The following is a 12,597-nucleotide window of genomic DNA, read 5'->3' as shown; positions in this document are numbered from 1 at the left end:
AGGTTTTTAAAAAAATTCAAAGATTTAATAATCAAAAGGCTAAAGAAAGTGGGGAATGTATGAATTTTCTAAACCTTATAGAAAAAAGATGGGTTATTTGGATACTTTTTATCATTAATGTACTTGGAACAGTCTACGGATACATTTGGTATAAATATCAACTTGTAGAAACACCTCCTGAATTTTTAATTTTTGTACCAGATAGTCCTACAGCTAGCTTGTTTTTTGTTTTTGTTTTAGGGGCATTTCTATTGAAAAGAAATTGGCCTCTTTTTGAGGCACTAGCAGTTATTACTTTGTTTAAGTACGGAGTATGGGCTGTTATCATGAATATCCTTACATATATTGTGACAGGCTCTCTTCATTGGACAGGTTATATGTTGATCGTTTCACATGCTGCCATGGCAATTCAAGGATTATTGTACGCACCTTATTATCGAATTAAGTTCTGGCAGTTGATTGTAGCTGCAATTTGGACGCTTCATAACGATGTAATAGATTATGTGTTTTCTATGATGCCTTGGTATGGAGTGTTAGCCAACTACTTGCCACAAATTGGTTATTTCACGTTTTGGTTAAGTATAATCTCCATTGCAATTGCATATTTAATAGGATTTAAATTGAAAAAAAACAAGGATTTGTCCTTGAATTGGTAGGATATTATCCTAGAGTTACAGTGTAAGATTCTACAACTTAGAAATAAAGAGCCAAGACCGTTCAAATGGTCTTGGCTCTTTTATATATAAAAGAGTGTCTACACTAGAATTATTTATAAGATACCTATAAAATTTTTTCTTATATTATTAGTTTCCGAAAATTTATAGAAGACAATGGAAATAAGGTCAGGTTTTGAAAAGAAACTGTAATAAAATTAAAGTTAATTCGACATAAACAGATGATAAAATAGTATTTAGCGCAATAAACGACAAAATTATCAATTTACTAACAGCATTCTATAGGGCAAGTTGCAATTTTATTATCAGAATGGAGATATAGTTTTATAGTTGTCATTCATTTTCATTAATTTATTGAGAAATTTACTTATAGAAACTTTGAACTGTGATTATGTTACACATAGGTTATTAAAGGGAGATATTAAATTGAAAAAATCAATATTAACAATTTCGGCCGCTACTGTATTAGGGCTCAGTTTAACACTTTCGGGATTGCCCATCAAAGTAGCAGCTGAGACTTCAAACATACAGGAGTTAAACGATCAAAAGAGTGAGCTTGACAATAAACGTTCCACAGTCGAATCTGAAATTAGTGAGGCTGAACAAAAGATTGATGGATTACAAGATGAACAAGCTAAATTAGATGAAGAGATAAAGCAATTAGACTTATCCATCGCTGAGGCGGAAGGAAAAATGCTTCAGAAGCAGGAGGAAATTAAAGAAACGGAAACCGAGATTGCAAAATTAAAAGAGGAAATAAAAATACTTGAGGAAAGGATTGTAAAACGCAATGAGCTTTTAAAAGATCGTGCCCGTTCCTTTCAGGAGAATGGAAGTATGGTTAGCTATATTGATGTGTTAGTCGGGGCTAGCAATTTCAGTGACTTCATTGGCCGTGTTGGGCTCGTTGCTACGATTATGGAAGCGGACCAAGATATTCTTCGTGAACACCAAGCAGATAAAGAACTGTTAGAGAATAAACAAAAGGATGTAGAGGGGAAGCTAGACAGCCTTCAAACGATGCTCGGTGAATTAGAGATATTAAAACAAAACTTAGACACTCAGAAAGCGGAAAAGGATAATTTAATGGCTTCTTTACAACTTGAAGAAGAAGAAATTGAAAAGAATAAAATGGAACTTGAGGAAGAAGATCGGCTATTATCATCCCAGCAGTCTGCTATGCAAAATGCTATTGAGTTGGAACAACGACGTCAAGCACAACAAGCAAGCAATAATTTAGGCGGTGGGGGTGTTGCTTCCGTTTCGACTCCCCAAGTTTCTAGTGGGAATTTTACTAGACCAACTAGTGGTACTGTAACTTCTGGATTCGGTGGTAGAAGTGGCGGAACCCACTATGGTGTGGATATCGCTGAAAAAGGAACCGTTCCAATTGTTTCTGCAGCAGATGGCGTAGTTATCCGCTCTTATTACTCATCGAGCTATGGTAATGTTGTCTTTGTCTCTCATTCCATTGATGGTCAAATCTATACAACTGTTTACGCCCATATGAGTAGTCGTACAGTAAGTGAAGGTGAAGTTGTTTCAAAAGGTCAGCAAATTGGCTATCAGGGGAATACGGGCCAGTCATATGGACAACACTTACATTTTGAACTTCATAAAGGATCATGGAATGCCGGTAAAACTAATGCAATCAACCCAGTTGGAATTGTTCCATTATAAAAGGACTTATTTTTAAATAATACCTTCTAAAAATTCATAGAGGTACTTATATAAATTCAAACAGCTTAGTCATTAATTACTAAGCTGTTTTTTAAGTTTTATTCATGTCAATCAGTAATAAAAAGGCTCTAAGAAGCGTAGCAGCAACTCTCAAACAAAAGGTAAATAATTGAAAGCATATCTTAAGTAGAGAATTAAATATGACAAGAAAAGTACTGACACATGAGCAATTTTTATAACAACGCAAAAACAAAGAAAAAGTAAAAAATTGGTGAAATAGGGAGGGAACGGCTTTAGTTGATGATGATAAGGATCGTAAGGGAATATAAAATTTCTATATTGACTCAGAACACCAACTAATACACTAATTGGTGTTCTTTTGTTTTGAAAAATATTTTCATAAAAGAATAGTAAAATAAATGCACGATACCATATACAAGATTATATTAAATGATTTAATTTTTTAATATAATTAGATTATTCACGGAAAATGCATAATTCTTCTGTATCATTAGTGTTTTTAAGTGTGAAGATTTTAGGAGGTAAAATTAATGTCTAAAAGGAAAAGGCAACAAAAGAGTCTAAAGTTCGGATTAGGTTGGTTACTGATAGGTATTTTAGGAGTGTTTATTGCTATTATACTTATTCCAAAAAATGAGACAGAAAAGGTCAACTTTCCGGATTTACATGGTTTAAGCTATTCTGCAGATGGTACAAAATTAGTCGCTGCTGTTCATGATGGATTAAGGGAATTTTCAAAAGGGGAATGGTCAATACCCGATGTAGAAAAAAATGATTATATGGGTTATTCTCCTACAAAAGATGGATTTTATAGTAGTGGACACCCTGGCCAAGGATCAAATCTGAAGAACCCGCTCGGAATTGTGAAAAGTACCGACAATGGTAAATCTGTTGATATTGTCGACCTACATGGTGAAGTGGATTTCCATGCTTTGTCCGTGGGATATGAAACAGAGGATATCTACGTCTTTACTCCAGAAGCGAATTCAAAAATGAAGGAGCCAGGATTTTATTATTCAGAAGATCAAGCGAAGACTTGGAATCAGATGAAAATGAATGGAATTTCAGGCACGCCCACTGCAATTATTGCACATCCTACGAAAAAAGGAGTAATAGCAATTGGAACTGACCAAGGACTGTATATTTCCGATAATTACGGTGAATCCTTTGAGTTACTCTTAGATGAATCATATGTTAGCTCCGCAGTCTTCTCTAGTAGTGATGAGATAATTGTCGGAATCAATACCAATGATAAAGAATTAATAAAACTAGACCTTGTAAATAATACAAAAACAAACTATGAATTACCAAATGATGTGGATGGAAATATTACATTTATTAGCTATAACTATAGTAACAAAGATGAATTAGCATTTGCTACTGATCAGATGAATATATATATAAGTAATGATAGTGGTAAGAATTGGGATCAGGTTGTTAAGACAGGAGCTGGGCAAACCGAGAAATGATCTATCAAAAAAGAGGCAGTTTTGGTTTCTTGTTATTAAATACCTTCTCAAGTTAAGAAGTTACTAGCCTGCATAAACTTTTTTTAAAACGAGGGTTGATTGAGAGCCTGAGTAATTAGTTGAATGTTGAGGTGCCGAAATAACAGATTTTGAATCCCGTTTAGTAATTCAAACCCCTTTACCTGTGGGATGACCATATTAAGAACATCTTGTTTTTACTACTAAAAAGTGAATCGAGAATTTTTAGACAGCATGCTGAATGCTTTTGTTAGCAGTAAGTTTCTGGCCATTTCTCACACCCGGCGATTGAAATGGCAGAGGGAGGTTTAGCACTTGCTTAACGTTCTGGATGTTAATCCTTAGCTACTTCGATTAGAGAAAATTTATCTTCTGGGGATCTTTAATTTATCTAAAATCCTAGAAAGCTGATTCAAAAGACTCTGTATTTAAGACCTTTTGAGTCAGCCTCTTTTATTGTTTAATTAAGCGAAACGATAATAAATTAGTAGAAAAGTACTTAAAACAAATAAGAAGTTTAAAAAGACGAAAATCATTTGGTCAATTCGAGTTTTATGCATTTTAATTGGCGGATGGTAGAAAGATATCCCCTCAATGATAAAGATAATGAGTACAATATGGATCATCCCGTGTCCGACAACTTCTGTATATCCAAATATTGTGGTTGTAAGAATAAATAAAATTGTGACTACAACTGCCAATACTCTATTTAGAATACCTACTACGAGTAAATATCCAACAACAAATTCAATAAAAGCAGCCAAGACAACAAATAGTTCGGGGTCAAAACCAAATGTAGGGACATGATGGTCGTAAATAATATCAGTAGTCATCATTGGATAAACCCATTTTTCCACTGCAACCCAACATAAGCTTAATCCAGTACCTAAGTATAGAAATGGAAAACTAAATGTATCTAAGCCTGTTTTTCCAACTAATAAAACCCCGATAATGGCCAGATAGAAACCATAGTCCAACATATGAAACCATCCAGCATGACTCCAAATATTCACGAATAATCCTAGCATTACTAGTGCGGCTATTTTTGAAGCAATATGATGAGGAATTAGTAACGCTATGATGATAATCCACATAATAATTGTTTGCCAAGTACGATTAATTGTAAATTCTGGGGCAAACATGGTTGCATTCAGCAATTGTAAGATAAATGCTACAGCTGTTCCATATTTTAGTATGTAACGAGAATATTTACGATAACTATCAAGTTTCCTATCGATTTTTGATACACCAGGTATATCCATTAATTTAGGTATAAGTTGTGATAACAACGCTAATAAAAGGGCAATGAATAAAGAAATAAAAATAAATTCAGATGATAAAATTTGTTCGATAGGTAATTTTTTAGGTTCTAATTTCGTAAACCATTTAACATGTGCACTTGTTACAAGTGGTGTTGCAATTAAACCAAATAAAAGAATAATTAGTCTTACTTTCAATAATAAATACTCCCTTCTTTAAATAGTTTATTAGGGGTATTATGTGATGAAATATGTGAATTATGCATTTTACACATAAGCCCTTAAACCACTAATATCTAGAAAAGTGAATAAAAGGATAAATAAGAAGCCATGGGCTTTCTAAAAGGAGCTTGGTTTTTCATGTTTGCGGATCTAGCTCTAAAAACCAAACTATCCCATAAATGGTTTCCAAATTAGTTATTACTAGCATATTTTTAGTAGATTAAATTAGGATTCTAACTTTTTTATATTGGTCATGAAAAATTCATATCATTTCAATTAAATCTGCATATATTTTTGAGATTATTTTATGTATACAGATGGAAAGGAGGGTGCTCTCGAATGTATTTTAAAAAAATATTAATGATACTCGGAGCTATTGCTATTATTCTTTTTATTGCTTGGTTTTATTTTGGACAATTAGGGTCGTTTCCACTTGAACCTGAATTTATTGAAAATATCACTTCTACACAAAATGACAATGCAAAGTTAATGAATTCAAAAACTGATGAAATTAGTGGATTTGATTTAACAAGAATGGATTCTCAGGGTGCCGTAGGAGTTGAAGCTACTATTCTACCCGAACGTAGTTCATCAAATGAGTTGATTTTTCAAATTGTAATGAATACACATTCTATTGATTTACTACAATATCCACTAGATGAGTTAGCGCGGCTTTCATTTAGTTCAATTGAAAATCCATCAGGAGAATTTAAGTGGGAATTAACGAATGATGATTCTCATCATTTGGTTGGCTACTTGAAGTGGAAAGGGTCAGTTATTGAGGACAATATCATCTTAAAAATAAATAATATTGATAACATTCCTTCAAGGACATTTGAATGGGAGCAGCCTTGGATTTCAAAAGCGAGCTAAACAGATAAGTAAGGAATGTAATTGTGGGAAAATTTGGTTAAGTACTGATTGGTTTATTTTTATTAGCCGCCATTATTTACGTATCAACAAAGGAATTCTCATTGGCTTATATACCGAATGTAAATGATGGGACGATATCTGTTATGAATATATATAAAGATAAAGTTGTTAAAACCATTAAAAATAGAACACTTTCGGGATTGATCTTACACCTGATGGGAAGTATCTATATTTAAGCATGGCTAGGCTATTATGTATAAATATAAGACTCTATACAATTCTGCCTTGAGTAATAATTCAAAATGATTAATGAATATATTATTTAAATGCCGGAAACAACAATGCACAAATAGATTGAAATATATATAGTAAACGAAGAATTTGATAGCAACTACAGTGATTGATAGAGAGGAATGGGCGGTCTATATTGAAGTGAATAATTTATAGTTTTAATTAAAAATAACAAACAGTTAATTCGAGAATTCCCCTACGGTTAAAAATAAAAAAACGCAAGTGATACGTAAAAATTATCCCCATCTTTGGTAGGGGTCATTTTTGCGTTTACTTGTATATTTACTTTATATAAGAATTAATCCACTGATCCTTATCATACAATCCTCTCTTTAATCGTTTCCAATGAACCGTCCTAACCATAAACTCATGTTATCCACTTTTTCGGTTACCTTTGTATTTATCGGTTTATGAATCTAAAAATAATTTGTTACATAATTGAAATGAAAAATACTAAAATTCTCCATATTTCGACGTTATTCTAACAAGGTGAAAAAAATAAATACATTGTTAAGTTCCTATTCGAAGCTAGCTTTTCCATGTGAAGGAAAATAATATAGCGAAATTAAAATGAATTTTTTAAAAGATACATAGATAGAGAGGGAGAATCTAAACGTGAAAAAAACTTTTATAACATTATCATTGATAGCGACTTTAGGAGTAGGAGGTATCATCGGAGAGGGTGCCCCTGTTAAAGCTGCAGAAACTAATTTAGAATACACACAATCAGATATTGAGTCAAAGTTAAAGTTGGCTAATAATAAAATCAGCGATATACAAACTGAATTGGAATCAGCCCAATTGAATTATGAAAAGATTAGTAATGAGATAAGTAATACACAGGCAAAAATTAATGAAAAAGAACAACAAATTACAGATGCAAAAAATAAAATAGAAAAACTACAAACAGAAATAAATGAATTAATAAAACGAATAGAAGCAAGGGATGGTTTATTAAAAGATAGAGCCCGTTCATTACAAGAGTCTGGTGGAAACATTAGTTATTTAGAAGTTTTGCTAAATTCACAAAGTTTTAGTGATTTTATTAATAGAACTGAGGCAGTAGTAACTTTCCTTGAAGCTGATCGTGACATTTTGGAGAGTTATCAAACAGATAAGGATAATTTAGATAAATCCCAATCAGATTTAAAAATAGAACTCACTTCATTAGAATTGATGATTACTGAAATGAAGACAATGGAAGAGGATTTAAATATAAAGAAAACAGAACAAAATGACTTAATAGAAAAATTAAAAGAACAGGAAAAGGATGCAAAGGTGAAAGTAAGTGCATTAGAAAGTGAAAAAAATGCATTAAACAACAATCAAGTATCTCTGCAGACTAATACAGCACCACAAATAGAAAGTGCAATAAGTCAAGGATCTTCGCAAGTTGTAGAAAATGGCTTATTTATTTGGCCGACAATAGGAGGAACTATAACAACTTACCAAGGAATGCGTTGGGGCAGTTTTCATAAAGGGATTGATATCGCAAGACCAGCTGATTACTCTATTTTAGCTGCTAGCAGCGGAACTGTTACATATGCTGGGTGGATAAATGGTTATGGAAATACAATTAAAATTCAACATAGTAATGGATATACAACTCAATATGCACATTTAGCTTCCATAAATGTAGCAGTAGGACAATCTGTTTCTCAAGGAAGTAAGATTGGAGTTATGGGTAGTACTGGCCGCTCAACCGGAATACATCTAGATTTTGAAGTTTATAATAATGGTAAATTACTAAATCCAATGGATGTACTCCCAGGACGCTAAAAAAATTTACATAGGAATGAGGTAGCTACATAAATAGCTGCCTCATTTTTTAACTTTATCATTTCACGACAGAAGACTCCCACTTCAAGGAATGTGAAGGGCGTAGCCCAATGAGTAAGAGGGAGATGAATGTCGGTTGGCGTTAGCCAAAGTCATCTCACTATGTTATAATAGGAACGAACGTTCCTTTTGGAGTGAGGTGAAAACATGATCGTTAACAAAGCATATAAATTCCGCATCTTTCCAAACAAAAAACAGATTGAACTTATCAATAAGACGATTGGTTGTTCGAGATTTGTATATAACCTTTTTCTTGGAAAACAAAAAGAAAAAGATGCTTATTGGTACATCGTCGAAGAAATGGTTCAAAATGGTCAGCTTCCAAATAATAGTTGGAAAGGCAAGTGTTTAAATAAGTATGAAACAATAAAATCACTCCCCGAACTTAAAAAGCATTATTCATTTTTGAAAGAAGTCGATAGTATTGCTTTGCAAAAATCAGTCGAAAATCTGGCTGATTCCTATGATCGATATTACAAAAAACAAAATAAAGCACCTCGTTTTAAGTCCAAAAAGAATCCAGTTCAATCTTACACAACAAAGTATACAAATGGAAATATAACTGTAATAGACAAGTATATTAAACTGCCTAAACTTGGTCTTGTTCGTTTTGCCAAAAGTCGTGAAGTTGAAGGTAGGATTTTAAATGCTACAATCAGACGGAATCCTTCAGGCAAATACTTTGTTTCTATAGCGACTGAAGCAAAAGTAGCAGTACTGTCGAAAACCACTTCTGCTATTGGAATTGATGTAGGTATCAAAGACTTTGCTATTCTCTCCAATGGCACAACTTACCCCAATCGGAAATTTTTCCGCACCTTAGAAGAAAAATTAGCTAAAACACAACGTATGTTGAGTAGACGAACATTAGGTAGTGAAAACTGGTACAAAGCTAAAAGGAAAGTCGCGCGTATCCATGAAAAAATTATGAATAAAAGAAAGGATTACTTGGTCAAAATCTCCACCGGAATTGTCAAAAATCACGACATTATCGGTATGGAAGATCTATCTGTATGCAATCTGGTAAAAAATCACCACCTTGCCAAAGCGATCAGCGAAGTATCATGGTCACTATTCAAAAACATGATCGAATACAAAGCGAAATGGTATGGCAAACAAGTGGTAACAGTGGCGAAAAACTTCCCTTCCAGTCAGCTCTGTTCCTTCTGTGGCCATCAAAATAAAGACGTTAAAAATCTTGGATTGCGTGAATGGGAATGTCCTAAGTGCCATGTCCACCACCAAAGGGATATTAACGCAGGATTAAATGTAAAAAATGAAGCTCTAAGACTTCTAACCGTCGGTGCGACGGGGATAGCCTACTAATACAACTGAAGGATACTTCGGTTTTCGTAGGAATCTCCCCCTTCAAACAGACCGTAAGGTCGTTAAGGGGTGAGTAGTTCAAATTTTGTAGTTACTGAAGTTACAATTGGCGTTTTGGTCAGCTATAAAGTTGCAAAATCCGATACAACTTCGCCAGTGGGGAGTAAATATTAAACCGGAAATTTTAAAGAATATAAAGCTTGCAGGTTCGGAAACTAGGAAGAGGTTCGGTTCATGGGGAAAACTGTACTAAGACCTAATAAGTAAGTCTGCATCAAAGATTTATTAGTAATTTGATTTTTAAATACAAATGGAAGCACCTTTTTAGAAGTGTGCTTCCATTTGTATCTATTAAGAGGAAGTATCCTAGGAACTTTAGTATAATTAAAACATATGCAGAAACGATGGACTTTTCTTAAAAAGTTCAGAGCCTTTTAAATTCTCTTCTACCTCAAGGTTGAATCTGTTTCATATACTCTTGAATCACTTCTTCAGTCAATTGACCTGTATGTGCCTTTAAAACTTTCCCGTTTTTATCAATTAAAAAAGAAATAGGTAACGGATTGATACCATAGGTAGTTTGTACCTCCCCTGTTTTATCGATAACAACAGGAAAGGTGAGTTCAAGTCGTTCAACAAATTTTTTAACTGCAAATTCGGTTTCTCCGACATTTACAGCCAATACTTGAACGCCTTTGTCTTTAAAGTGTTTGTATTGATTGTCAATATATGGAAATTCTTCCTCGCAAGGTTTGCAAAACGTACCCCAGAAATTCAAAAATACTCCTTGACCCCTATAATCTGATAGTTGATGTTTTTCACCGTTTAAATCAACAAGAGTAAAATCTGGTGCTATCTCTCCGACCTCTACCTTTTGGACTTTATCTTTTTTAAAATTAGCATACAAGGAAAAACCGACTGCGCTAACCAACAAGGATAGGATAACTGTCCTTATCCAAAAACGTCGTTTCTTCATATATATACCCCTTTGCTAGTCGTTTAAATAATTGTACTAGTTAACTAATACCATCAATCCCTGTATACAAGGCCTGTAAATCTACATAATGGTAAACATAGAGCTAAACTAAGTTCAACAGACAATTACGATTAATTCTAGGAATGTATGCTGATAAAATTCCGTGGCTAACGGTAAATTTAAATCAAAGGATATCCTCCCGAAAAGCTAAGACAAATTGACATAGGAATGAGGTAGCTGTTTTTATATAGCTACCTCATTTTTTTAAAACTTGTTTTTGTTGTTACTCAGGTTTATTATTGGCATTTGGGTCAACTGTAAAATTTGGTTGAAACCCATCATACTTGATAATATCGACCATACCTGCTGTTGCATGATGTAAATCATGGCAGTGGAATAACCAATTACCAGGATTATCTGCTTCAAATGCAACAACGTATTCATCACCAGGCTCTAAATTAATTGTATCTTTCACAATTGGAGAACCATCTAATGGCCTTCCATTTTTACTTAATATTTGGAATGAGTGGCCGTGTAAATGCATTGGGTGATTAACTCCTGTAGGAGAGTTATTGACCAATTTTACTTTGACCAAATCACCCTTTTTGATAGTAAGGCCGTCAATATCTGGGAATGATTTCCCATTGATGGTCCAAATATTATCCGTATTATTCCCGTTAAGATCCATTGTGTACTCAACATCATAGTCTTGGTCAAGAGTAAATCCTTCGTTTTGTGTACTTCCATAGTTAGTATAATTAAAAATAGGTAAACTTTCGTTCTGGTTAGATTCATCTTTTGAATCATTATTTCCTTCATATTGAATTTTTGTTTTCATTCCGTCTGAGCCTTCCATATCTCCGTGACACTCAAGGTACCATTCTCCAGGATTATTTGCTGTAAACTCTATGTCATAGCGTTCGCCGGGAGCAATAGAGATTAACTGATCTTTGATTTCCTGTGGTGCATTCAATTCTTGGCCGTCTATAGCTACTACTTTAAAGTTATGTCCATGAAGGTGAATATTGTGAGATAAATATCCAATATTGGCTAAGCGTATCCGAACAGTTTCGCCCTCTTTTACTTTTAAAGGTTCAATAGCATCTCCGCTCCTGCCGTTTATGGTAAAAATGTCATAATTACTCATGTTATGTCCCATGTTATTATTACTGTTTTCTTGGTCTTCTGCACTTGTGTCAGCATCGGTGGTACTCATATTACTATGGTCCATACCTTCCATATTTCCCATATTACTTTGGTCCATGCCTTCCATATTGCTCATGGATTTTTCTGGATTACTCATCCACTCATCCAGCATAAGAGTGTAATCCCGGTCATATGTTTTTTCTTTGGGTTCGACAATAACTGAACCGTAAAGCCCCTTATCCAACTGATTCACTGCGTTTTGATGGGTATGATACATATAGGTTCCAGGAACGGAAGCAGTAAATTCATACGTAAAGGTTTCCCCTGGTTGAACAGCATTTTGTGTCACACCTGGTATTCCATCCATTTCATTCGGTACAGTTATGCCGTGCCAGTGAATGGATGTAGGTTCAGGTAATTCATTTTTAAAATTAATCTTAACCTTTTCTCCCTCTTTGACACGGATTTGTGAGCCTGGAACAGAACCGTTAAATGTCCATGCATTAACTGTTACCTTGCTGTTTATTTGATGTTTAGCTTCTTTTGCTACAATTGTAAATTCATTGCCTGTCAATATTTTAGTATCAACTGTTTGAATCCCATTTAAGTTTGATGCCTCTTCAGTAACTTTCGTTTTTTCTTGGGTGCTTTCCTCATTATTCACTTTCTTACTTTCATTTGAGGAACAAGCTGCCAATAAAAGAACCATAAATACTAATAATGCTGTAAATTTGAGCTTCATTATAATACCCCCAAAAATTATTTTCAAAAATCATTATAGTTGGCAAATTTGCAGAAATGAT

9 protein-coding genes are annotated in these 12,597 nt (G+C 33.9%); 6 read left to right on the top strand and 3 right to left on the bottom strand.

From position 1 onward, the window contains the following. Positions 1–59 precede the first annotated feature (59 nt). From lhaT to ACHUFV_RS20295, 3 genes are all read left to right on the top strand, one after another. Complete coding sequence (gene lhaT / locus ACHUFV_RS20305) at positions 60–656, top strand: lipoprotein heptaprenylglyceryl N-acetyltransferase LhaT (RefSeq protein WP_394237319.1); 597 nt, start codon at positions 60–62, stop codon at positions 654–656. Between the two features lie 444 nt (positions 657–1,100). Continuing rightward, positions 1,101–2,354 (top strand): murein hydrolase activator EnvC family protein, encoded by a 1,254-nt coding sequence (locus tag ACHUFV_RS20300; protein WP_394237317.1) that lies wholly within the window; start codon positions 1,101–1,103, stop codon positions 2,352–2,354. A gap of 551 nt (positions 2,355–2,905) precedes the next feature. Further along, positions 2,906–3,844, top strand: a complete 939-nt coding sequence (locus tag ACHUFV_RS20295; protein ID WP_394237316.1) for a F510_1955 family glycosylhydrolase — start codon at positions 2,906–2,908, stop codon at positions 3,842–3,844. Between the two features lie 482 nt (positions 3,845–4,326). On the opposite strand, the gene ACHUFV_RS20290 is transcribed toward ACHUFV_RS20295, so the two are convergent. Continuing rightward, on the bottom strand, positions 4,327–5,319 hold the full coding sequence (locus tag ACHUFV_RS20290; RefSeq protein WP_394237314.1) for a DoxX family membrane protein: 993 nt from the start codon (positions 5,317–5,319) through the stop codon (positions 4,327–4,329). 363 nt (positions 5,320–5,682) lie between these two features. Here ACHUFV_RS20290 and ACHUFV_RS20285 point away from each other — a divergent pair, with 363 nt between their 5' ends. From ACHUFV_RS20285 to tnpB, 3 genes are all read left to right on the top strand, one after another. After that, complete coding sequence (locus ACHUFV_RS20285; protein ID WP_394237312.1) at positions 5,683–6,216, top strand: hypothetical protein; 534 nt, start codon at positions 5,683–5,685, stop codon at positions 6,214–6,216. Between the two features lie 906 nt (positions 6,217–7,122). Next, on the top strand, positions 7,123–8,286 hold the full coding sequence (locus ACHUFV_RS20280; protein WP_394237311.1) for a murein hydrolase activator EnvC family protein: 1,164 nt from the start codon (positions 7,123–7,125) through the stop codon (positions 8,284–8,286). Positions 8,287–8,493: 207 nt separating this feature from the next. Further along, entirely contained in the window at positions 8,494–9,672 is a 1,179-nt protein-coding gene (tnpB, locus tag ACHUFV_RS20275; protein ID WP_394237309.1) for an IS200/IS605 family element RNA-guided endonuclease TnpB, read from the top strand. Between the two features lie 451 nt (positions 9,673–10,123). Here tnpB and resA read toward each other — a convergent pair whose 3' ends face one another. Beyond that, on the bottom strand, positions 10,124–10,648 hold the full coding sequence (gene resA, locus ACHUFV_RS20270; RefSeq protein WP_394237307.1) for a thiol-disulfide oxidoreductase ResA: 525 nt from the start codon (positions 10,646–10,648) through the stop codon (positions 10,124–10,126). A 283-nt stretch (positions 10,649–10,931) separates the two neighbouring features. Further along, entirely contained in the window at positions 10,932–12,536 is a 1,605-nt protein-coding gene (locus ACHUFV_RS20265; protein WP_394237306.1) for a multicopper oxidase family protein, read from the bottom strand. Between the last annotated feature and the right edge of the window lie 61 nt (positions 12,537–12,597).

Source organism: Niallia oryzisoli (assembly GCF_043641075.1).
GTDB classification, from domain to species: Bacteria; Bacillota; Bacilli; order Bacillales; family Cytobacillaceae; genus Bacillus_BD; species Bacillus_BD oryzisoli_A.
Note: the sequence above shows the minus strand (reverse complement) of the source record. Positions and strands in the feature narration are given on the sequence as shown.

Bases quoted from the DNA above. Each gene is read 5' to 3' on its own strand.
- ACHUFV_RS20285 (WP_394237312.1), top strand. From the start codon at position 5,683: ATGTATTTTAAAAAAATATTAATGATACTCGGAGCTATTGCTATTATT.
- ACHUFV_RS20265 (WP_394237306.1), bottom strand. From the start codon at position 12,536: ATGAAGCTCAAATTTACAGCATTATTAGTATTTATGGTTCTTTTATTG.
- ACHUFV_RS20295 (WP_394237316.1), top strand. From the start codon at position 2,906: ATGTCTAAAAGGAAAAGGCAACAAAAGAGTCTAAAGTTCGGATTAGGT.
- lhaT (WP_394237319.1), top strand. From the start codon at position 60: ATGAATTTTCTAAACCTTATAGAAAAAAGATGGGTTATTTGGATACTT.
- resA (WP_394237307.1), bottom strand. From the start codon at position 10,648: ATGAAGAAACGACGTTTTTGGATAAGGACAGTTATCCTATCCTTGTTG.
- tnpB (WP_394237309.1), top strand. From the start codon at position 8,494: ATGATCGTTAACAAAGCATATAAATTCCGCATCTTTCCAAACAAAAAA.